The sequence below is a fragment of the Paenibacillus sp. NPDC058071 genome (genome assembly GCF_042885235.1).
In the GTDB taxonomy this organism is placed as follows: domain Bacteria; phylum Bacillota; class Bacilli; order Paenibacillales; family Paenibacillaceae; genus Pristimantibacillus.
Genome location: NZ_JBHVSK010000010.1, coordinates 211,484 through 234,196, shown reverse-complemented (window position 1 = coordinate 234,196; position 22,713 = coordinate 211,484). Strand labels below are relative to the sequence as shown.

General features: G+C 52.9%; 18 protein-coding genes. 1 reads left to right on the top strand and 17 read right to left on the bottom strand.

Annotated features, from left to right (window positions below):
• Positions 1 to 35: 35 nt before the first annotated feature.
• From ACFVTB_RS18100 to lspA, 16 genes are all read right to left on the bottom strand, one after another.
• Complete coding sequence (locus ACFVTB_RS18100) at positions 36 to 1,616, bottom strand: ABC transporter substrate-binding protein (RefSeq protein ID WP_387751990.1); 1,581 nt, start codon at positions 1,614 to 1,616, stop codon at positions 36 to 38.
• A gap of 4 nt (positions 1,617 to 1,620) precedes the next feature.
• Positions 1,621 to 2,508, bottom strand: coding sequence for an ABC transporter ATP-binding protein (locus tag ACFVTB_RS18095; protein ID WP_387751988.1), 888 nt, complete (start codon positions 2,506 to 2,508; stop codon positions 1,621 to 1,623).
• A gap of 3 nt (positions 2,509 to 2,511) precedes the next feature.
• Positions 2,512 to 5,442: an ABC transporter permease gene (locus ACFVTB_RS18090; RefSeq protein WP_387751985.1), complete on the bottom strand. Its 2,931-nt coding sequence runs from the start codon at positions 5,440 to 5,442 to the stop codon at positions 2,512 to 2,514.
• Between the two features lie 3 nt (positions 5,443 to 5,445).
• Entirely contained in the window at positions 5,446 to 6,528 is a 1,083-nt protein-coding gene (locus ACFVTB_RS18085; protein ID WP_387751982.1) for an efflux RND transporter periplasmic adaptor subunit, read from the bottom strand.
• The gene (locus tag ACFVTB_RS18080; RefSeq protein ID WP_387751979.1) at positions 6,494 to 7,225 is read right to left on the bottom strand and encodes an ABC transporter ATP-binding protein; all 732 of its coding nucleotides are present in this window, start codon (positions 7,223 to 7,225) and stop codon (positions 6,494 to 6,496) included. Before ACFVTB_RS18080 ends, ACFVTB_RS18085 begins: the two co-directional genes overlap by 35 nt.
• A 189-nt stretch (positions 7,226 to 7,414) precedes the next feature.
• Positions 7,415 to 9,142: a methyl-accepting chemotaxis protein gene (locus ACFVTB_RS18075; RefSeq protein ID WP_387751977.1), complete on the bottom strand. Its 1,728-nt coding sequence runs from the start codon at positions 9,140 to 9,142 to the stop codon at positions 7,415 to 7,417.
• A gap of 205 nt (positions 9,143 to 9,347) precedes the next feature.
• Positions 9,348 to 9,995, bottom strand: a complete 648-nt coding sequence (pyrE, locus tag ACFVTB_RS18070; RefSeq protein ID WP_387751974.1) for an orotate phosphoribosyltransferase — start codon at positions 9,993 to 9,995, stop codon at positions 9,348 to 9,350.
• 2 nt (positions 9,996 to 9,997) lie between these two features.
• Positions 9,998 to 10,723, bottom strand: a complete 726-nt coding sequence (gene pyrF, locus ACFVTB_RS18065; RefSeq protein WP_387751971.1) for an orotidine-5'-phosphate decarboxylase — start codon at positions 10,721 to 10,723, stop codon at positions 9,998 to 10,000.
• A gap of 131 nt (positions 10,724 to 10,854) precedes the next feature.
• Positions 10,855 to 14,076 carry a carbamoyl-phosphate synthase large subunit gene (gene carB, locus ACFVTB_RS18060; protein WP_387751968.1) on the bottom strand — a complete coding sequence of 1,074 codons (3,222 nt, stop codon included), beginning with the start codon at positions 14,074 to 14,076 and terminating at the stop codon, positions 10,855 to 10,857.
• A complete protein-coding gene (locus ACFVTB_RS18055; RefSeq protein WP_387751965.1) occupies positions 14,063 to 15,208 on the bottom strand; it encodes a carbamoyl phosphate synthase small subunit in 1,146 nt (381 codons plus the stop codon). Before ACFVTB_RS18055 ends, carB begins: the two co-directional genes overlap by 14 nt.
• Before the next feature lie 59 nt (positions 15,209 to 15,267).
• Positions 15,268 to 16,551, bottom strand: a complete 1,284-nt coding sequence (locus tag ACFVTB_RS18050; RefSeq protein ID WP_387751962.1) for a dihydroorotase — start codon at positions 16,549 to 16,551, stop codon at positions 15,268 to 15,270.
• A 102-nt stretch (positions 16,552 to 16,653) separates the two neighbouring features.
• The gene (locus ACFVTB_RS18045) at positions 16,654 to 17,553 is read right to left on the bottom strand and encodes an aspartate carbamoyltransferase catalytic subunit (protein ID WP_387751960.1); all 900 of its coding nucleotides are present in this window, start codon (positions 17,551 to 17,553) and stop codon (positions 16,654 to 16,656) included.
• Positions 17,550 to 18,122: a bifunctional pyr operon transcriptional regulator/uracil phosphoribosyltransferase PyrR gene (gene pyrR / locus ACFVTB_RS18040; RefSeq protein WP_387751957.1), complete on the bottom strand. Its 573-nt coding sequence runs from the start codon at positions 18,120 to 18,122 to the stop codon at positions 17,550 to 17,552. The genes ACFVTB_RS18045 and pyrR overlap by 4 nt, the downstream gene beginning before the upstream one ends.
• Before the next feature lie 376 nt (positions 18,123 to 18,498).
• Positions 18,499 to 19,734: an LL-diaminopimelate aminotransferase gene (locus ACFVTB_RS18035; protein ID WP_387751954.1), complete on the bottom strand. Its 1,236-nt coding sequence runs from the start codon at positions 19,732 to 19,734 to the stop codon at positions 18,499 to 18,501.
• Positions 19,735 to 19,940: 206 nt separating this feature from the next.
• Positions 19,941 to 20,849: an RluA family pseudouridine synthase gene (locus ACFVTB_RS18030; protein ID WP_387752072.1), complete on the bottom strand. Its 909-nt coding sequence runs from the start codon at positions 20,847 to 20,849 to the stop codon at positions 19,941 to 19,943.
• Between the two features lie 22 nt (positions 20,850 to 20,871).
• Positions 20,872 to 21,390 carry a signal peptidase II gene (gene lspA, locus ACFVTB_RS18025; RefSeq protein WP_387751951.1) on the bottom strand — a complete coding sequence of 173 codons (519 nt, stop codon included), beginning with the start codon at positions 21,388 to 21,390 and terminating at the stop codon, positions 20,872 to 20,874.
• Positions 21,391 to 21,544: 154 nt separating this feature from the next.
• Here lspA and ACFVTB_RS18020 point away from each other — a divergent pair, with 154 nt between their 5' ends.
• Positions 21,545 to 22,267: a TraR/DksA C4-type zinc finger protein gene (locus ACFVTB_RS18020; protein ID WP_387751948.1), complete on the top strand. Its 723-nt coding sequence runs from the start codon at positions 21,545 to 21,547 to the stop codon at positions 22,265 to 22,267.
• Between the two features lie 51 nt (positions 22,268 to 22,318).
• On the opposite strand, the gene ACFVTB_RS18015 is transcribed toward ACFVTB_RS18020, so the two are convergent.
• Entirely contained in the window at positions 22,319 to 22,699 is a 381-nt protein-coding gene (locus ACFVTB_RS18015) for a DUF5665 domain-containing protein (RefSeq protein WP_387751946.1), read from the bottom strand.
• Positions 22,700 to 22,713 lie beyond the last annotated feature (14 nt).

Below are 22,713 nucleotides of genomic sequence, written 5' to 3'. Positions count from 1 at the left end.
CCCTATGCGGGTCATTTCTTTGTGGATCAAAGTCTCTACTCTACTGCCTCTTCTGTAGCTGGGGGCGCAGAGCCGACCGATTCAAGCGGTTTGATATCAATCGTTCCGCCGCCGCCTTCTCCTTCGCCGGCATTGTTGCCGTTAGGGTTCGTCTTCAGACGCTGAAGAACGACATTACCCTTCGTCTCCCACTCCTGCAGCGCTTCCTTGGCCGATTTGTCGCCTTTAACCACCTGTTGGAACAATTCGTATCCTGGGCTCTGAGCCTCGTAAATGTTCGGCTTGTCGCGCATTACCTTATCTGCATCGGCAGAAGGAGGCGGAACCGGCTTAAGCGTCGCGAACGCATTAATATTGTAGCCCGCTCCATCCTTCGGTTTAAGGAATTCCTTGCGTGCAACCAGTTCATACGTGCTGCGGGATTTCAATTCGGCCCATTCCTTGCTGTTGCTGAATTGAATAAACTTCCATGCATCATCCGGATTTTGCGCATTCTGATTGATTGCCATCAATGAGCCCAAGAAAACGTTGCCGCCTATGCCTGGCTTAGACGCATGCGTCGGAGGGGTAACAACATCCCATTCGAACGGTTCGAAATCTTTAATTTTCGAAGCATTGTTCATGTATTGGTTCAGCTCGTTAATATAGTAATACTCGCCGATTGTCATCGCTACTTTTCCATTTACAAACAGATCACCGGAGGTTGGATTATAGTAGCTGTCGCCAGCCGCCTTCATCAATTTTTCATTGATCTGATTGATATCTTCAGAAGATGGAACGATTTTTTGTTTATAAAGATCGGCAACTGTATTCCACACCGATTCCCATTCGCTGTTGTTGACAAGCATTTTTTCGCCTTTGTCATCCCAGACCTTCAATTGGAGAGCGGAACCGAACACGGTTGTATCGGAGAAGCCGTCGCCGCCCCAACGTGAAATTTGCAAGCCGTATTGGCGATCGCCGCCCGTGCCTTTCGATACGAGCTTCGCTTTGGCGATAACGTCATCCCACGTCATATTGTCGGTAGGCGGCTCTACGCCTGCTTCTGCAAATATTTTTTTGTTATAGAACAGTGCCGAAGAGCTAAAGGTCGGCGTCAACGCGTAAATATTGCCGTCGCTCGCTTCTTTAATACCGTCAATAACCGCTGGCACGTAATCGCTCAAATCCATCTTGGATTGCTGAATAAGCGGGTCCAACTGCTTCAGCAGGTTTTCCTGATACAGTCTGCGGAGCATGCTGTAATCGATAATAACGACGTCCACCGGATTGTTTCCGGTCATCATTTCTTTAATTTTCTCATAAGGATCGGGCTGTTTGTTCATGCCGTCCGGACCTGGCGTCTCAAAACGCTGATCGTTCCAGTTAATGGCGCTCACAATCTCAAAATCGACATTCGGATTCAACATCTCGAACGTATCGGTGTATTGCTGACGGGTCCATGACTCTTGATCTGAGCCGCCGTAAAGAACGCCTAGCCGAAGCACATGCTTCTCGGCGCCCTCCTTGCTGTTGCCGCCGCTGCAAGCTGACATGACTGAAACGGTCATCGTTAATGCCAGCGTCAGCATGCCCCATTTGCGCAAACCCGTTGCAAATCCTGTTGTTGTCTTCATACCGTTATCCCCCCAAAGATTTCGGCGGCGTAATAATAATTCGCTCGCCGTCAAATTCCATTGTCGCTTTGTCTGTAATCGCCAACGCCGATAAATATTCTTTCGGCACCTGCAGTCGTCCTACTCTGTCTACCACCACATACGCTTCATGAACGTGCTGCAGACCGTGTTCGCTCTGATGTTCTTCCTCACCTCCGCCCGAAGTCATACTCGGATTGCGCTTAATGAACTCGGTGCTGGTAAGACCGTCTCTGATTGCCACAACCCGGTCCACCTTGCCGGCAAGCGTCAAATCGTGGGTTACGATGACGATCGTAATGCCAATCTCCCGGTTCAATCTGCGGAAAATACCCATAATCAAATCGGACGTAGCCGTATCGACGGAGCCTGTCGGCTCGTCAGCCAGCAGCAGCTTTGGCCGATTGGACAACGAAATCGCTATAGCAACGCGCTGCTGCTCGCCGCCTGATAGCTGATGAAGCTTGTTATGCATACGCTCCTTCAGCCCCACCCATTCCAGCAGCTGCTTGGCATAAGCTCTATCGACCTTGCCGGACAGCATCATCGGCATTTCCACGTTTTCCAATGCCGTCAAATAAGGAAGCAAATTTCGCGCATTGTTCTGCCAAATGAAGCCGACCGTCTCGCGCTTGTATTGCACGAGCTCATCTTCGGTAATTTTCAGCAGATCCCATGGACCTACCCGGACGGAGCCGGCGGATGGGTGATCCAATCCGCCGAGAATGTTGAGCAGCGTCGACTTGCCGCTGCCGCTGTTGCCGATGATCGCCATCAGCTCTCCGTCTTCTACCTTCAGGTTCAAGCCTTGCAGGGCGACAACTTCAAGATCATCCGTTTTATAAATTTTAACAAGTCCTTCGCAATCGATCATGCGTTACCGCTCCTCTCCCATTTTGACCGCTTGATGCACGCGGAGCCTGCGGATATGCAGGAAGAGCAGAAGCGCTCCTGTCAGCATCATGAACCCGACGACTGCATAGAGCTGAGCAGTGTCTTTCGAGTCGAAAATGACCCGGAACGGCGGCACCGTGTCGGCGATGTTTTCCGCCGTCTGCAGAAATGGCAGGAACAGCAAGCTCGTAACCTTGCCGATCAGAACGCCTAGCCCAATCGACAGCCCTGCCGTAAAGAGCTGCTCCAACAGGAGCATGCCGGTCAATTGCTTGCGCGACAAGCCCATTGCGCGCAGGACGCCGAACTGTACGACCCTGCCCGATAAATTAAAGAACCAATAAAGCACATAGCCAGTAAGCGTCACAATTACAGAGACGAGGAAGCCTAGCGAGAGAATACCGAATACGCCGCCTCTCGTCGGATGCTTCGACTGCGTGGTTAACTCCGACCGCACATCCTTAATCGATGCGATCTCAATCCCTTGCTTTTGCAGCTCCAGCACGATCGGCGCCACTTTAGCTTCCGGCTTCATCTTCAGCCAAACCTCGTAAGGCATAATCGGTAATTGATCGTATAAGTAATCCAAGTTCGTAATGACAAACGGCGATTGATCCGGGTATTGGCTCGGCCAGTACGGCATAATGCCGACAATAACGAAATCCAGCTTACCTTCGGCAAAGCCGACGGAAATCGGGTCTCCCGGCTTCAGCTGATACTTTTCAGCTACTTTCGACGGAATGAGCGCCGCTTGCTCGAAACTGCCCATAAAATTCAAGTAATGGAATGGATGGATCGGAAATAAGTCGTTCCGGAACCACGCCACTTTGGAGAAATCGACATTATCGATGCCCATGACCGTACCTTGGCCAATCGATTTGCCCGAGACGACTACGTTTCCTTTCGTCTGCAAGACACGCGCAGCAGCCTCTACGCCCTCCATTTTGCGGAACAGCTCGAACGGAGGTTCGTTGAACAGCATCTTCGGTGGAGGCTGACCAGCTCCGCCCCCGCCAGGGTTGCCGCCGCCTCCGTTTCCGCCTCCTCCACCGGAGCCGCCGCCATTACCGCCGCCTCCGCCTGAGCCACCCGAGCCGCCGCCATTGCCGCCATTGCCGCCGCCCGAATTACCGCCGGATGGCTTCAATTCCGGTGTGCCTTCCCATGATGTCTGAATGATAACGTCGGAACCGAATTTGTAGAGCGTCCGCTCTGTCGAGTTCAGGTCGATCGTTCTTGCTGCAGAAGCGTTGTAGACGCCTAAGCCCAGCGTCAAAATAAGTAAAATCATAAGCGGATAATACCCTTTCGACGAACGTGACAACTGCGTCAGCGTCAAGAACAACGGTACAGGAAGAAACTTCCGTCCAAGCCAGTTGAACAGCTTAAGCAGCCAAGGGAACAACCGCAGACAGAACAGTCCAAGCGCGAATATTGCTAATGCCGGCACGAAGAACAGAAACGGCTGCACATTAAGCTGATCCGTCGTCATACCGGTTTGGAATGTCAGCATTTGACGCTCATTGAACATATACCAGCCGTAACCGGCTACGCTAAGCAGCAAGACGTCAAGGAACCAGCGCTGCCAAAACGGACTGCGGTCCGAGCGGGCCAAATCCCGTTTGTAGCTGACGATGCTGGACCGGGCGTAAATAACGGCCGGAATAACCGTCGACATGACAGCCAGAAACACCGCCGCGCCGCCTGCGATCATCGCTTCTGTGGAGAAGCCTACCGGAATCGATTTGCGGTTGACGAAGCTGAGGAATCCATTGGCGGAACCTATACTCTTCGCCATAAACCAGCCCAGCATCGGCCCGACGACGAGGGCAACTCCGCCCAGCATGAGACCCTCCAGCAAATAGATCCATATAATTTGTCGGGTCCCCGCTCCGCGGCTTCGAAGCACCGCGATATCGCTTCGCTGCTTGTCGAGTGATTGGCGGGCGTTCATCGCGATGAAGTAGAACACCATTGCGATCATTGGAGCCGCCAGCGTGAACAGCAGCGTTTGCAGCTGCAAACTTTGCTTGCGGAATTCATTCAATGTGTCGGCGAAGGAAATTTCCACCTTCGTATCCTTCAGCCGCTGATACAGCTCAATGTTAAGCCTCTCCAGCGTTCGTCCGAGCGGGGAAAGCTCGCTCGTCTTAACTTCCGATAAATTGAACGCATAGTACCAGCTGGCATTGTGCAGCGAAATACCCGCCTTCTCGAGCAATGTTTTCGAAAATGCCTGCTCACTGATCTGGAACGTATTCATCAGCCCTTCGAGGCCTTGATACCAGAACGGGTCAGTATCGGAAAGCGGCTTTACCGCCCCGACAATTTTAACGCGCAGCGTCAAATTCGAACCGCCGTACACGGGATACTCAAACACGTCGCCGACATGGACGTCGTTGCGGTACATTGCCTCTTCCAGCATGACGGCTTCGATCAGGTCGACGCTGCCCGCTTCTTTCGAGAACCAACGCCCTTGCGCAAGCTCTGCCTTATCCTCGATGCCGGAGAGCGACATCATCGTCATCTGGCGGCTGCGGCTGGCATCCACCTTTTCCGGATCTTCCGGAACGACGTCGGCGCTGCGAATAGAATAGCTTTTAACAAACGTATCGAACGGAAAACCAATCATTCCCGGTACATCCTCCTGGATATACCGATTGACCTCCGTTAAAGAGGTGAAATCGGTTTTGGCGCCCGGAGACTGGTATCGCATAAGCAGCGAGCCAGCAGGGAGACCCACGCTTTTCTGCTGCAGCGATTGAGCGACGACCCGCTTTAACGCTCCATCCGCATACATCGGAATGCTCGTCGCGAAAGCGACGGCAAGCGTTAACCCTGCAAGCGTGCTAAGCGTGAGCCAGCGGGTATTCCACATTTTGCGGAACAGGAATCGAAATAGCGGCATACCCATACGTTAACGACCTACAACTTTCTGCCCCGGTTTCAGGCCGGTTATGATTTCGATCTGGGTTGGCGTTTGTTGTCCGACCTCAACGTCGACCTCCCGCTTGCCTTCGGCATCCACCACTTGCACATAAGTTCGGGAACCGATCGTACGGAGCGTGGAAGGCGGAATAACGACGACATTTTCCTTCCGTTTCGTAATGACATTAATAGATAATGGCGTATTGCGGTTGAGGTTCGCTGGCAAGTTCTTGATCTCAACCTGCATGAAATCTTCAATGCTTTCCTGCTCCTGATTTCCACCCATACCGCCGTTGCCGCCGTTTCCGCCATTGCCGTTGTTGTCGTTTTTAATCATAGGCAGTACTTTAACGGTCCCCTTAAACGTTCCGGCACCGGTAATTTCCGCGACGATCGGCATCCCGACGGCGATTTTGGACAGCTCATCCTTGGACAGCTTAGCGGCCGGTACAAGACGGCTAGTATCTGCGATAATAGCAATATGGTCGTAGCCCTTAATCAAATCGCCCTTTTTCACGCTCAGATTGACGATCGTCCCGGCAAACGGCGCGGTAAGCGTCGCTTTGCCGATCTCCTCCTCAAGATCGCTCAACTCCTGCTTTTTCGTCTCGAACGCAATCATTTTTTCTTCAAAATCGATGGGGTCCAACTCGTCCTTTTGCCGCAGCGTATCTTTCATAAGCGATTCTTCGCGCTTGAAAGCGAGACGTCTGTTGCGGAGGTCCCGTTCCATCAAATCGACGTCCAGCCTGCCAATCACATCTCCCGCTTTTACCTTATCGCCGGCTTTCACGTTCAGCTCTTTCAAATTTTTGCCGTCGATTTTGAAGAACAGATTTTCCTCTTGCATCGAGATCAATTTACCGATGACGGTCACTTTCGTCTCCAGCGTATCCGTCTTTACTTCGTATTCCGGCTTCTTCGCAATTTGCGGCGCCGTTATGACAGGCAGTACCTCCTCTTCTTGTTCCTTCGGCAGCAGAGAGCAGCCGCTCGTCAATAATATCGAAGCGCTCAGCATAACGACCGCTGAACGTTTAAATGAATCTCCCGTCAACCATTTCATAGACATGATCGGCAACCTCCATAATAGTAGGATCGTGTGTAGTCATACATATCGTAACGTCTTCCGTGCGAATAATGTTTTGAAATACCGACATGATCTGTGCAGACATATTCGAATCCAATTCGGCCGTCGGTTCGTCTGCCAGCAATAAAATCGGCTTATGTGCAATCGCCTTCGCGATCGCAACGCGCTGCTGCTCCCCGCCCGACAGCTCGAACGGCCGGTGATGCATCCTTTTCCCCAAACCGACCAAGTCCAGGCAGTGCGCCGTGCGTTCTTTCCACAAATGACGCGGCGTTCCCGCCATGCGCAGGCTGAGTTCGACGTTTTCCCACGCGGATAACAGCGGCATAAGCGCAAACGCTTGGAAAATAAACCCCATCTCCTTGCGTCTGACCGTCGTCCGCTGGTCGTCGCTCATTTTGCTGAACTGCCGGCCGTTAAACCAAATCTCGCCGCTAGTGGGCGTGTCAAGTCCTCCCAGGCAATTGAGCAGCGTCGTCTTGCCCGAGCCGGATCTCCCCCGCAGCATCACTAATTGCTTCGGCCTCAATTCCATATTAAGACCTTTTAATACTTTCAGAGGTGCGCCCCCTGCTTGAAATACCCGTTCCACATTGTTAACGAGCAGCAGTTTTTCGCTATGTACCGCCTTTTCCGGCTGTTCTTCGCCCTTCTTTAGCGCTTGCTTCCCCCATGCCATAATCGGTTGCTCAACCTCCCAATCCCTTTCATAATTCTCATCTTAAATGGTTAGACGCAACAGGAGCAGAAAAAGTTACATCTTCATGAAATATCTTCTTTTGTCGAATTTCGCCCGTTAGAAATGGAAAAGACGAACCCGCCGAACAGCTTGCGCTGCGCGGGTCCGCCTTCTCAGAAAGGGTCCGGATTAAATTTTAAAATAGCTGACCGCTTTGTTCAATTCATGGACAACCTCGTTCAAATGTTTGGCCGACGCCGCAATGTTTTCCATTAGCGCGAGCTGCTCCTCTGTCGCGGCTGCGACCGTTTCAGTCCGCTCCAAATTGGAAGCGGCGGCCGATGCAGATTGCTCTACGGATGCGTTCACTTCCTCAGAGCTGGCCGACATTTGCTCCGTAATTGCCGAGTTTTCCTGAAGCTGCTCGTTCATCAAATCGACCGCTTCCGTTATTTCGCTAAGGCTCGCCTGTACTTCCTTCAATCTCTCGCTGCCTTGTTCCATTTCCTTAACTGTTTGCGCCATATAATCGGAAGCGCCGTTAATATCGTTCCTCGTCTCGGCGACAAGCTCGTGAATGCCGTCCGCCGATTCCAGCGAGCCCGCAGCCAGCTTGCGAATTTCACCGGCTACGACGGCAAAACCGCGTCCTTGCTCGCCCGCGCGCGCCGCTTCTATGGAAGCGTTAAGCGACAGTATATTGGTCTGGTTAGCGAAGCCCGTAATGTTTTCTGCAATTGTTCCGATTTGCTGCGAACGGGTCTCAAGCAGTCCAATGACGCCGGACAGCTTTCCAATCACTTCTTTGACTTGATTCATCTGTGTCGTAAGCCGCTCGAGCGCAGCACCGCCAGCAACAGCTGTGACGGAAGCATTGGAGGACTGCTCGGCTGATGTATTCGTATTCTCGGCAATACGCTGAATGCCGATCGTCATTTCCTCGATTGCTTTCGCCGTTTCTTCCGCGCTGCGCGCCTGCACCTCTGTGCTGCCCGCCACCTCTTGAATACTGTGCGCGACTTGCTGAGAGGCGGCCGAGGATTCAAGCGAGGAATCGTTCAACTGCTTGGAAGAAGAGTTGACATCATGCGCTTGCGCGGAGATGCCGGCAATCAGACTGCGAACGACTTCGATCATATTATCAACCGATCGCAAAATGTCGCCCAGTTCGTCTTTCCCATACTTTAGCGCCACCGGGGCCGTTAAATCGCCTTCAGCCACCATTTTCGTCTTCACCATAATTTGCTTCACATTTTGCATAATCGCTCTCAACGTAATAACGATCAAAACAGTTAATATGATAACAACAGCAAGCAGCCCCAACAGGGTCGACAATCTGCTTATATTATATTCCTTGTAGCTGCTGTCCAATTGGTTTTGAGCGTAAACTTCCATGATGTCGCCGATATCGTTCAACGCTTCACGCGTATTGCTGAACTGCTCTTGAAGTTTAACATTCGTTGCATAATCGGTTACCTTATCAGCGTTGGCTTCTACAAATTTGCTCCAATCGGTAAAATTGGTCTCAAACTCGTCCAGAATAACCGGAATCGTTTTGCCTGTAGCCTCGCTCTTCAACTCGCTCAGCTTCGGATCGCTAAGAATCGTTTTCGCCTCAGCCACCCGTTCGCTTACTTCTTTCAAGTTTGTTTCCAGCTCCTGCTTCCATTTGGTGCGAATGGCCGGATCAGTCGCATTGGAGTCGTTTAATTCCAAGTAAGCTGCAAAAGCCTGGTACATGTCTCTGTCCGCGTTCAAAACTAGCGATGAGGTGCGGTAAGCGGTGTCGTAGATGCCTTCGGACATGTTGTCCAACGAACTTTTTTGCATACTGGTAAGCAAAAAGCCGTTTAAAATATAAAAGAACATCGGTAATGCCCCAACTAATGCCAACTTGACTGCTAAATTCAATCTCATGGATGTAGCGCCCCTTGTCTGTTCACGAATATAAACTTTATATCGGCATAATTCGTCAAAATTCAAAGGGGTTATTAAAGAATTTTTCAAATAAATGTCGAATTTTGACTAAATATCGGAAATAATAGGTTTCTAAAGTAAAAATGCCACCCGTTCATCCTGCCGAAGCGGACGAACGGGTGGCAAATCGTTGCAAAACAGCCGTTTATCGGCCGAATGATTGAGGATCTTGACGCCATGACTGCAGCAGTTCTACGTCGCCGCTCCCCACTTTCCCTGCTTCTACAGCCGCCTGAATCAGCTCGGTATAGCTGGAAAGCGTTGCGATCGGCATGTTCTCTGCCGCAAATGCAGCATCAGCCGACTCGAACTGATACGTGAAGATCGCAAGCACGGACAGTACTTCCGCCCCCGCTTCCCGCACGGCAAGACCGGCCTTGAGCGAGCTACCGCCGGTCGAGATCAAGTCTTCGATAACGATTACTTTTTGTCCCGGCTCGATGCGGCCCTCGATTTGATTCTGCTTGCCGTGCCCTTTCGCTTTATCGCGAATATATGCCATCGGCAGATTCAGCTTTTGCGCCACCCACGCCGCATGCGGAATGCCCGCCGTCGATGTGCCGGCGATTACTTGCACGTCAGGGTAGTTCGCCCGGATAACGGCAGCGAAACCTTCGGCGATCAGATCGCGAATTTCCGGATAAGCCATCGTCAGCCGGTTGTCGCAGTAAATAGGAGATTTAATGCCCGACGTCCAAGTGAACGGCTCGTTCGGACGAAGCGCCACCGCTCCGATTTCCAGCAATTTGCCCGCGATCTCCTTCGGCAGGCTGCTCAATGTTACTTCGCTCATCTTCAAATCAGCTCCTCGATAATGGATTCTAGCGCGGCACGCGGCTCAGCCGCGGCCGTAATCGGACGGCCGATGACCATATAATCTGTGCCTTGCAGCAAGGCGTCCTTCGGCGTCATAATGCGGGATTGATCGTTCGTTTCCGCCCAAGCGGGACGAATGCCCGGCGTAACCGTCTGGAAGGAGGTTCCGCAAGCTTCCTTGATCGCCTGCACTTCAACAGGCGATGCGACGACGCCGCTCAGACCCGCTTTGTTCGCAAGCTTCGCATAGCGGACAACGGCTTCCTCCACCGAGCCGGCGATGCCGATCTCTTCGTTCAATACCTGCGCGCTCGTACTTGTCAATTGCGTGACAGCGATAACCGACGGTCTGGCTTGTCCCGAAGCAAGTGCGGCGTCCGCACCCTCCAGCGCCGCTTCCATCATCGCCGAGCCGCCTGCGGCATGCACGTTGAACATATCAACGCCCAGCTTGGTTACGCTGTTTGCGCCGCCCTTGACTGTGTTCGGAATGTCATGCATTTTCACATCGAGAAAAACAAGATAGCCTCTTTTTTTCAAGCTTTCAATAAAGGCAGGTCCAGCCGCATAAAACAACTGCATGCCAACCTTCATGTAGCAAGGGATGCCCTGCAGCTCATTAAGCAGCTTCTCGGCGCTCTCCGCGTTCGCATAGTCGAGCGCAACCATAATTTTACCCGCTGCTTGCTCTCGTGTAAGCCCCATTAAGACCGCTCCTCTCGTTCCTTTATCGGCATAAATAGCCGTAATAAACGGCCATCCGCCGACTTCTCCGGCAAGACGGTTCGCCCCGCCGGAGAAGCAACTGGCGCTGGCCGTGCTTTCAGTACGTTATCCTATTTCTTTTGCAAAACCGGCATTGCGCGGGACGAGAAGTTGATCGTCTCCAGCATCCGCAGCAGCGCGCGGACCGTATCGAGCGACGTCAAGCAGACAACGCCGTTTTCAACTGCCTCGCGGCGGATACGGAAACCGTCGCGTTCCGGCGTTTTGCCCTTCGTCAGCGTGTTGACGACGAAGTTCGCTTCGCCTTCGCGAATCAGATCAAGAATGTTCGGCGTGCCTTCGCTCAGCTTGTTCACGCGTTTGACGCGCATGCCCGCCGCTTCGAGCGTATCGGCCGTACCGCCAGTCGCAATAATTTTATAGCCAAGCTCGTAGAAGCCGCGAAGCAATTCGGTCGCTTCTTCTTTGTCCTTGTCGGCAACAGTTGCGACAATGCCGCCGGACATCGGAATTTTCATACCTGCACCGATCAAGCCTTTGAACAACGCTTTGGCGAACTGATCGTCGCGACCCATAACTTCGCCAGTCGACTTCATCTCCGGCGTCAGCGTCGGATCGACGCGGCGCAGCTTCGCGAAGGAGAATACCGGCACTTTAACCGAGACAAAATCATCTTCCGGCCACAGACCGTCGACGTAGCCGAGCTCCGCAAGCTTCGTTCCCATAATCGCTTTCGTTGCCAGGTTCGCCATCGGCAGGTTCGTTACTTTGCTCAAGAACGGTACCGTACGGGACGAACGCGGGTTAACTTCGATGACGTATACTTGATCGTTATGAATGACGAACTGTATGTTGACAAGTCCGATTACTTTCAATTCTTTGGAAATTTTAACCGTAATATCGACGATTTGCTTCTTCACGTCTTCGGAGAGCGATTGCGGCGGATAGACCGCGATCGAATCGCCGGAGTGAACGCCCGCACGTTCGATATGCTCCATGATACCCGGAATAAGAACCGTTTCGCCGTCGCAGATTGCGTCAACCTCGGCTTCTTTACCGAGCATGTAACGGTCGATCAGGACCGGATGCTCCGGATTGATCTTCACCGCTACTTCCATGTAGCTGAGCAATTCTTCGTCGGAGTAGACGATTTCCATCGCGCGTCCGCCAAGGACATAGGATGGACGAACAAGCACCGGATAACCGAGCTTTTGCGCCGTTTCAACCGCTTGGTCGACGGACGTCACCGTGCTGCCTTCCGGCTGCGCGATGTTCAGCTTGCGAAGCAGCGCTTCGAATTTTTTGCGGTCTTCGGCCGAGTCGATGCTCTCGAGGCTCGAACCAAGAATGCGTACCCCAGCTTTATTCAGCGGAGCAGCAAGGTTGATCGCCGTTTGTCCGCCGAATTGCACGATAACGCCAATCGGATTCTCCTGCTCGATGACGTTCATAACGTCCTCGAAGAACAGCGGCTCGAAGTACAACCGGTCAGACGTGCTGAAGTCGGTCGATACCGTTTCCGGGTTGTTGTTGATAATAACCGCTTCGTAGCCGGCATTTTGAATCGCCCATACCGCGTGAACGGTCGAGTAGTCGAACTCGATACCTTGGCCGATACGGATCGGACCGGAGCCGAGTACGAGCACCTTTTGCTTGCTCGATTCCGTTACTTCGTTTTCTGTTTCATAGGTCGAGTAGTAGTAAGGCGTAGTCGCTTCGAATTCAGCCGCGCAAGTGTCTACCATTTTGTAAACCGGCTTGAGGCCGAGTTCTTTGCGGAACGCGCGAATGTCATGCTCGTTCGTGTGGCTGCCGTTCGGGAAGCCTTCTTTGCGAATTTCAGCGATCGAGCGATCGGAGAAGCCTTTACGCTTCGCTTCGTACAGCGTTTCCTTCGTCAAAGCGACTTCGCGGCGGATCCGGTCCTCGAAATTGACGATCGCTTCGATTTTATCAAGGAACCACCAGTCGATTTTCGTCAGGTCTTGAATATCTTGCAGCGCGTAACCGCGGCGGAACGCTTCCGCCACCAGGAACATGCGCTCGTCGTCCGGCTTCGCCAGGCGAGTGCGCAGCACTTCGTCTTCAAGCGCAGACGCTTCTTTCAGATGAAGGCGGTGCGTGCCGATTTCCAGCGAGCGAACTGCTTTATGAATCGACTCCTCGAATGTGCGGCCGATTGCCATCACTTCGCCTGTCGCTTTCATTTGCGTACCGAGCTTGCGGTTCGCGTTAACGAACTTGTCGAACGGCCAGCGTGGAATTTTCGATACGATATAGTCGAGCGTAGGCTCAAACATCGCGTACGTTTGGCCCGTAACCGGGTTAACGATTTCGTCCAGCGTATAGCCGATTGCGATTTTCGCTGCCATCTTCGCGATCGGGTAGCCCGTTGCTTTCGATGCAAGCGCCGAAGAGCGGCTTACGCGAGGGTTTACTTCGATTACGTAGTATTGGAAGCTGTGCGGATCGAGCGCGAACTGCACGTTGCAGCCGCCTTCGATGTTCAGCGCGCGAATGATTTTAAGCGACGCGGAACGAAGCATTTGATACTCGCGGTCCGACAGCGTCTGCGAAGGAGCTACGACGATACTGTCGCCCGTATGAACGCCGACCGGATCGAAGTTTTCCATGTTGCAGACCACGATGCAGTTGTCGTTCGCATCGCGCATAACTTCATATTCAACTTCCTTCATGCCGGCGATCGATTTCTCGATCAAGCATTGGTTGATCGGGCTGTAGCGGATACCGGAAGCAACCGTCTCACGCAGCTCTTCCTCGTTCGCGCAAATGCCGCCGCCTGTGCCGCCGAGCGTGTATGCCGGACGAACGATGATCGGATAGCCGATTTCATTCGCGAACGTTACCGCTTCTTCTACCGTCGTTACGATAACGCTCTCTGGTACCGGTTGCTCAAGCTCGCGCATCAGATCGCGGAACAAGTCACGGTCCTCCGCTTTCTCGATTGCCGTCAATTGCGTACCGAGCAATTTCACATTCTCGGCTTCCAGCACGCCTGCGCGCGCCAGTTCTACTGCCATGTTCAGGCCCGTTTGGCCGCCGAGCGTCGGCAGCAAGCCGTCAGGACGCTCTTGGCGAATAATTTGTGAGACAAAGTCGAGCGTAATCGGCTCGATGTAGACTTTGTCAGCCATGTTTGTATCAGTCATGATTGTTGCCGGGTTGCTGTTAATAAGTACAACCTCGTAGCCTTCTTCTTTCAACGCTTGGCAAGCTTGCGTGCCGGCATAGTCGAATTCCGCCGCTTGTCCGATGACAATCGGGCCGGAGCCGATAACGAGAATTTTTTTGAGTTCATTATTTTTGGGCATACTGAAGCTCTCCTTTCAACGTTGCAGCGAGCACAGCTTGACGAGGCTTCTGCGGGTTGTTTTGCTTGTGTGTGCGAATCATCTCCAGGAATTCGTCGAACAGGTAGCTCGAGTCGAACGGTCCCGGAGCCGCCTCCGGATGGTATTGCACGGAGAATGCCGGATATTGGTTATGTTTCAGGCCTTCGATCGTTTTATCGTTGTTGTTGATATGCGTTACCGAAAGCTCGGTTTTGTTGATCGAATCTTCCAGTACAGTGTAGCCATGGTTTTGGGAAGTGACGTAGCATTTGCCCGTCGCCAGTTCTTTTACCGGATGGTTGCCGCCGCGATGGCCGAATTTCAGACGCGTCGTATCAGCGCCGCAAGCAAGTGCGAACAACTGATGGCCAAGGCAGATGCCGAAGATCGGATATTCGCCGAGCAGCTCGGATACCATTTTCACCGCATAAGGAACATCTTTCGGGTCCCCAGGGCCGTTCGACAGCTGGATGCCGTCTGGAGCAAGCTTGCGGATTTCATCGGCCGTCGTATCGTGAGGCACGACAACAACGTCGCAGCCGCGTTTCGTCAGCTCGCGCAAAATACCGCTTTTTGCACCGAAGTCGACAAGGACGATGCGCTCGCCATTGCCAGGGCTTGAGAAAACTTGCTTGGTCGAAGTGCGCGCCACTTGGTCGGTCATCAGCGCCGTTGCGCCCATACGTTCCATCAGCTCTTCAACACGCTCCGTGCCAGTTGTCAAAACGCCCTTCATCGTGCCATGATGGCGGATGATCCGGGTAAGCATGCGCGTATCGATGTCAGTAATGCCTGGAATGTTGTATTCCTTCAGCAATTGACCAAGCGAATATTGCGCGCGCCAGTTGCTTGGCACCGGCTCGTAGCGGCGTACAACAAAGCCGTGAATGCTTGGGCTAATCGACTCGAAGTCATCGCGCGAGATGCCGTAGTTGCCTACGAGCGGGTAAGTCATCGTGACGATTTGTCCGCAGTAGGACGGGTCAGAAATAACTTCTTGATAACCGGTAATGCCTGTATTGAAAACGACTTCCCCGATCGTTTGCGTCTCCGCTCCGAAAGAAAGCCCCGTAAACAACGTTCCGTCTTCCAACAATAATCTTGCTTGCATCCGTATCACTCCTCAGGTCTTCGTAATTCTGGAATCGTATTGCTGTATTTCTGCGGTGCTTATTCGCTGTATACGACAGCACCGTTTACGATTGTCGTTACCGGCCAGCCTTGCAGCTTCCAGCCGCCGAATGGCGTGTTGTTGCTCTTCGAAGCGAACGTTTCCGGATCGACCGCTCGTTCGCTGTCCAAGTCGATAATCGTCAGGTCAGCCGGCGCGCCGGTCTCGATTCGTCCTGTCGGCAAGCCGAACACGCGAGCCGGATCGGCTGTCATCCGCTTCAGCAGGAAGCCGAGCGTCCATTTGCCGGTAAGGACGAACTTCGTGTAGAGCAGCGGGAACGCCGTCTCGAAGCCCACGATGCCGAATGGAGCCAACTGCATGCCGCGCGCCTTTTCTTCGGCGCTATGCGGAGCGTGATCGGTAACAACCATGTCGATCGTGCCGTCCTCCAGCGCTTCGATGACCGCTTGCACATCTCGCGGCGTGCGGAGCGGTGGGTTCATCTTCCAGTTGGAGTCCATGCCCGGGATATCCTCGTCCGACAGGATCAAGTGATGCGGGCAAACCTCCGCGGTAATCCGTACGCCGATCTGCTTCGCAAGACGAATGAGACGAACCGATTGCTCGGTGCTGACGTGGCAGACATGGTAGTGAACGCCTGTCGCTTCGGCCAGCAGCGCGTCACGGCCGACGTGAATCGCTTCCGATTCGTTCGGGATACCCTTCAAGCCGTTCTTGCGAGCAAACTCGCCTTCGCTGACGAACAGGCCTTCAACGAGCGTGTTGTCTTCGCAATGCGCGATGATCGGCATGTTCATCGATTGCGCAAGCGCCATCGCGTCTTTCATCATTTGCGCGCTTTGCACGCCCACGCCGTCATCCGTAAATCCGATTGCGCCCGCTTCCTTTAACGCTGCGAAATCAGTCAGCTCGCGGCCGAGCTGGTTTTTCGTAATCGCGGCGTATGGCAGAACCCGTACGACGCCTTCTTTTTCGTTCTTATCTAAAATGTACTTTACCGTTTCAGGCGTATCCGTGGACGGACGAGTGTTCGGCATGCAGGCGATCGTCGTGAAGCCGCCTTTCGCTGCCGAGCGAGTGCCCGTTGCAATGTCCTCTTTGTACTCGAAGCCTGGGTCGCGCAGATGGACGTGCATATCGATCAAGCCAGCCGATACAAGCTTGCCAGCCGCGTCGATAACTTCCGACGATCCCGTATCCGGCGCGTTTACGCCGTCTACAATTTCCACGATAGCGCCGCCCTCGACGCGTACATGCTTTTTGACCAAAGAGCCGGAAGCTTCGTCCCATACGTTACCGTTCATAATCCATAATGACATTGTTTGTTCCCCTTCCGGTTTTATTCGGTCTACTTTATAAGTATCGCAAGAACGCCGCCGCTGACGCGGCGTCCGTTCCCTCGTTCATTTCCTTAACGTCAGTTAGCTGAGCGCCCGTTCTACAGCCGCCATCCGAATCGGCACGCCGTTCTCCATCTGCGCAAAAATGCGCGATTGCGGACACTCGACGAGCTCGTCATCGATTTCAACGCCTCGGTTGATCGGCGCGGGATGCATAATGATCGCATGGCTGGCCATTTTGGCTGCTCGCTCGGATGTCAGACCGAACTGTTCGCGATAATTCTCAGCCGAGCTCAGCATGCCGCCCTCGTGCCTCTCAAGCTGAACGCGGAGCATCATAACGACGTCGGCCTTCAGCGCTTCGTCCATCGAGATGTAAGGCGCGTCCAGCTCAGGCGCCTGCATATTTTCCGGCGAGCAAAAGCTCACCTTAGCGCCGAACTTGCTGAGCGCATACAGATTCGATCTCGCCACCCGGCTATGCTTGACGTCTCCGATGATCGATACGTTCAAGCCCTGCAGACTTCCGAACTGCTTGCGCATCGTGTAAAGGTCGAGCAGCGCTTGCGTCGGATGCTCGTTGTTGCCGTCTCCGGCATTGATGAGCGGTACTTTTATTTTCTCGGCCAGTTCGGCCAGTACGCCGATCGGCTTCAGTCGAATAATACCGACGTCGATGCCCATCGATTCCAGCGTCCGAACTGTATCGTAGATCGATTCGCCTTTTTGCACGCTCGATACGGCCGCCGAGAAGTTCAGCACTTCCGCTCCTAGCCTTTTCTCCGCAACCTCGAACGAAAATCTGGTGCGCGTGCTGTTCTCAAAAAACATGTTCGCCGCAAATTTGCCTTGCATAACCGTATGAACTTTGGAAGGATGCTGTTCCCAGTAGGCCGCCCGATCCAGTATCGATTCGATTTCGTTCTTGTCCAATTGCTTTAAACCGAGCAAACTCCGTTGCTTTAATTTCGTCAGCGTCATCCGGCTTGCCCCCTCTGATGAATGATCGTTACTTGGTCTTTCAGATCGATTTCTGTCATAGATACTGCGATTTGCTCCTGCTTCGAGGTCGGGACGTTTTTGCCGATATAATCGGGGCGGATCGGCAGTTCGCGATGGCCTCTGTCCACCAGAACGGCCAGTTGGATGCTTTGCGGCCTACCGCGATCCATGACCGCATCCATTGCGGCGCGAATCGTGCGGCCTGTATAGAGCACGTCGTCGAACAAAATCACTTTTTTGTCCTTTACGCTTGCCGGTTCTCCATTCAGGTCCCCAGTCAGCGACGCAATCTCCACCAGTTCCTGCTTAGCCGTTATCCGGTCATCGCGGTACGAAGTAATATCCAGGTCGAAAACTTCAACCGGCTTTCCTTCAATGTCCTGAATCCGGTCGGCTATTCGTCTCGCAAAGTAAATGCCTCTTGTCCGAATGCCGATCAGCACGCAGTTGTCGATGCCTTTGTTCTTTTCGACAATTTCATGGGCAATGCGCGTCAACGCCCTGCGAATCGCTGTCTCATCCATAATGACCAGATGCTCTTCTTCCATCGTCCATTGCCGCCTCCCGTCGTGTTCCTCGCCTATCCAGCATGCATTTCGCCAAGGTGCGGTATTCGCATAAAAAAAACTCCTCGCGATGTACGCAAGGAGCTTTCGAATCGAGGCGCGCGAAAGGGTTGGCCTGCCGCCGCAGCCCCTGCAGGACTGCGGTAGGAGCAGACTCCAATCCCGCGCTTTGTTCGATTCCTTATTTCACGCTACCTTGCCAGCCTCACAGGGCTGAGTTAAAGGTACTTCCTTTATCAAAGGAATTATCCCACGTTCGACATCAGATGTCAAGACGCGATACGACCATTTTCAAATCAGCTGAAAAAGAAACGATTCGGACGATGAATCGTCCGAATCGTTGATCGTTGCTATGCAATTACAGCGACAAATTGCGAATGCGCTCTACCGCTTTTTCCGTATTTTCAAGGCTGCCGAACGCCGTCAAGCGGAAATAGCCTTGACCGCTTTGGCCGAAGCCGACACCCGGCGTACCGACGATATGCGCTTCGGAAAGCAGCTTGTCGAAAAATGCCCAAGAATCGAGACCGTTTGGCGTCTTCAACCAAATGTAAGGAGCATTGACGCCGCCGAACACTTCCAAGCCGATCGAAGCGAGACCATCGCGAATAATGCGCGCGTTCGTCATGTAATAGTCGACAAGCGCTTGAATCTGCTCTTTGCCTTCCGGCGAGTAGATCGCTGCAGCGCCGCGCTGCGTTACGTACGAAACGCCATTGAACTTCGTCGTATGGCGGCGGTTCCACAGATCGTTGATCAGCACTTCGTTGCCGTTCGCGTCAAAGCCTTTCAGCTCGCGAGGCACAACTGTGTAGGCGCAACGAACGCCAGTGAAGCCTGCCGTTTTGGAAAAGCTGCGGAATTCGATCGCCACTTCCTTAGCGCCTTCGATTTCGTAAATGCTATGAGGAACCTCTTCCTCTTGAATGAACGCTTCGTAAGCCGAATCGTACAAAATGAGGCAGTTGTTCGCTTTTGCGTAATCGACCCATTTTTTCAATTCTTCTTTCGACAGCGTCATGCCTGTTGGGTTGTTCGGGTAGCACAAGTAAATGATATCGACCTTGCGATCCGGAAGACTTGGCTTGAACTGGTTCTCGGCCGTGCATTCCAAGTAGGCGATATTGTCATAGCGGTTCGTTTCTTTATTGAACTTGCCGGAACGGCCAGCCATGACGTTCGTGTCCACGTATACCGGATATACAGGGTCCTGCACTGCTACGATGCTGTCGGTGCTGAAAATTTCTTGAATGTTGCCGACGTCGCATTTCGACCCGTCGCTCACAAACACTTCATTTGTTTGGATATCGATGCCGCGCGCTTTGTAGTCGTTCTCAATAATAGCAGAGATAAGAAAATCATAGCCTTGCTCAGGACCGTAGCCGCGGAACGAGCCCGGAATGGCAAGCTCGTCCACCGCCGCGTGCATCGCTTTCGTTACGGCTTCCGGTAGGCCGCGCGTAACGTCGCCGATACCGAGACTAATAATTTCCGCATTCGGATTTTCCTGCACGAATTTCGTGCGGCGTTTAGCAATTTCGGAAAACAAGTAGCTGCCTTGCAGCTCCAAATAATTGTGGTTAATGGCTGTCATTTCGGTCACCTATCCTTATAAACTAATGTTCATTGATCATATGTGTACGATTAGCTTTAGGATAATATACTTTACGATCCGAAATAATGAAGAATGTAACGAAATGTTTGCATTATTCTCCGTTGGCGCCTTTTACCGCCTTGCTGTCCCTCTTCAGCTTCCGAATGGCCTGCCTCTTATCCGTTGCTTTTGAGCGTCGCCTTATCTTATCGCAAACGAAGCGAATTCAGCACATGCTCCATGTCGGCCGGAATCGGCGCTTCAAATTCCAAGTATTCGCCCGAGCGCGGATGAATGAAGCCGATAACCGCCGCATGCAGCGCTTGCCCTTGAAGCGCCACCGTTTTGCTCCGTCCATATACCGGGTCCCCTGCGAGCGGATGTCCAATATATTTCATATGAACGCGAATTTGGTGCGTTCTTCCTGTTTCCAGCTGCAGCTCGACGATTGAGTAGTCATTCAGCCGTTCCAGTACGACAAAATGGGTAACGGCATGCTTGCTGTTGCGGTCCGTTACGGTATACATCTTCCGATCCTTCTCGTCGCGTCCGATCGGAGCGTCGATCGTTCCGCGATCATGGTGCAAATTGCCATGCACCAACGCAATATACTTGCGAGTGACGCTGTGCTCCTTCAACTGTTCGGCGAGCGACAAATGCGCCAAATCGTTTTTGGCCGCCATAAGCAGGCCCGATGTATCTTTGTCGATGCGATGGACGATACCCGGACGCAGCATGCCGTTAATGCCGGACAAATCTTGGCAATGATGCATCAGCGCATTCACGACCGTGCCGGACGAATGGCCAGGTGCGGGGTGAACGACCATGCCGCGCGGCTTGTTGATCACGATCACGTCCGCGTCCTCATAAACAACGTCGAGCGGAATCGCCTCCGGTACGATGGCTGCGTCCTCCGGCTCCGGCACGCGGATCGATACCGTTTCACCGCTTGTCAGCTTGTAGTTCGCTTTAACAGTTACATTGTTGACCATAACCGCGCCTTTTTTAATCCACTCCTGCACTTGCGTGCGGGATACGGTGTCGTCGCTTAGACTTTCCGTTACATACTTATCGATTCGCTCGCCCGATTGCTCGGGCTGAACGATAAACTCCATCAGTTCTTCTTGCTCTTGTTCATTAAATAGGTTGCTGTTCATGCTCGTTCTGTTCCTTTTCCTCTCTTTGGCTTGCGTTCTTCTTGTCGCCCGGCGTAAGCAGCGTATCGATCAAAATACAAGCGACGCCGATGCAGATGCCCATGTCCGCAACGTTAAAAATCGGGAACGTATAGCTGCCGAAGTTGAACATCAGAAAATCGACGACCTCGCCGTACAGCGCACGATCGAGAAAGTTGCCAACCGCTCCGCCCAGCACGAGACCTAACCCGGTTAGAAGCCAGCCTTTGCCTGATTTCCGGTTAATGTGAGCGTACCATACAATTCCCGCCACAATAACGACCGTTATGATGATGAAAAATATCCGTTGCTCCTGCAAAATGCCAAACGCAGCGCCGCGATTCCGATGCGAGGTAATGATAAAGAAATTACCAATGACGCTGATCATCTCATTAATTTGCATTTGCGTGGCAATGATTTTCTTCGTCACGTAGTCGATAACGAACACGATTGCCGCAATCCAGAAATAATAGTAACGCACCCGAATCCCTCCTAGTTTGTCCCAAGCTATTGTAGCATAACAACCCTATTGGAGCCAGTCTCTCCCATCAGGTTGCCAAGCGCTTCCGTTCATGAAAAACGGAGCTGCGGCGAAAGCTATTTCTATGGAGAAAGAGGAAGGTGGATGAACCAACATGACGAATCTGAGCCATAGCGAGCTCGCCGGTTTGCGCGGGCGGCTGGAAGCAGAGAAACAAACGATCGAAAATCAATTGGCGGAGAGCGACCACAACGGACTAGGCTCCTCACTTCGCGACAATACGGGGGAGCTGTCGCCCATCGATAACCATCCCGGCGACCTCGGTACCGAAATGTTCGAGAGGGGCAAAGACATTGCTCTGGTGGAACAGCAGGAGCTTCATTTAGCAAGAATCGACTCCGCTTTAAAAGCGATGGACGACGGCACATACGGGACCTGCATCGCGTGCGGCAAGGCAATACCGCGTGAGCGGCTTGAGGCGCTGCCGGACACGCTTTACTGTCTGGAGCATTCGCCGCGCCAGCAGCGGACGACGGACAGGCCGGTCGAGGAAGCGATGATTCACCATCCGTTCGGGCGTTCGAGCCCCGGCGAAACCGATGACGAAATTGCATCTTTCGACGGTGAAGACGCCTGGCAGATCGTCGAGCAGTGGGGCAATGCCAGCTCACCGGCTATGTCCGAGAACCGCGATGCGGCGGATTATGATCATATCGGTATTGAAGCCGACGAAAACGACGGTTATGTCGAACCGCTTGAAAGCTTCCTTGCCACCGACATTACAGGCAACCATGTCGAGATCGTCCGAAACCGCGAGTACCGGCGTTACTTGGAGGACGGCGAAGGCGACCATCTGCTGGAAGACAACGAATCGTAAACGAGGGCACGAAAAAAAAGGCGGCCTGAACGCGCATGCGTTCTCGCCGCCTTAATACGTTTTTCCTTCCAATTGAATCTGCACAATTCTTACGATGTCCGCGATGTAGTCGCCGATAATCGGCAAATTCAGCGCGCCGAGTATTTGCAGCACATAAAGGATGGTCGCTGCAAAAAAAGTAAAGCCGATCGCGATGCCGACGCCTCTTGCCGTTCCGGCCAAAACGTTGCGCCAAATAAGCTTGAACGGATGATGCACGAGATCAACGTAGTCGGCGATCTGCGACTTTTCCAAATCAATGGCGATTTTACTAAGCAGCTTCTCCAGTCTTGCCAAGGAGGGCTCGCCGCTTTCAACGACGGACGGCTCATGCCCGTTTTCCCGCTCCTCGCGCTGTTCATCCTTTTTGCGATTCTTCCGCGACCCGCTCATATTCCCTGCCTCCC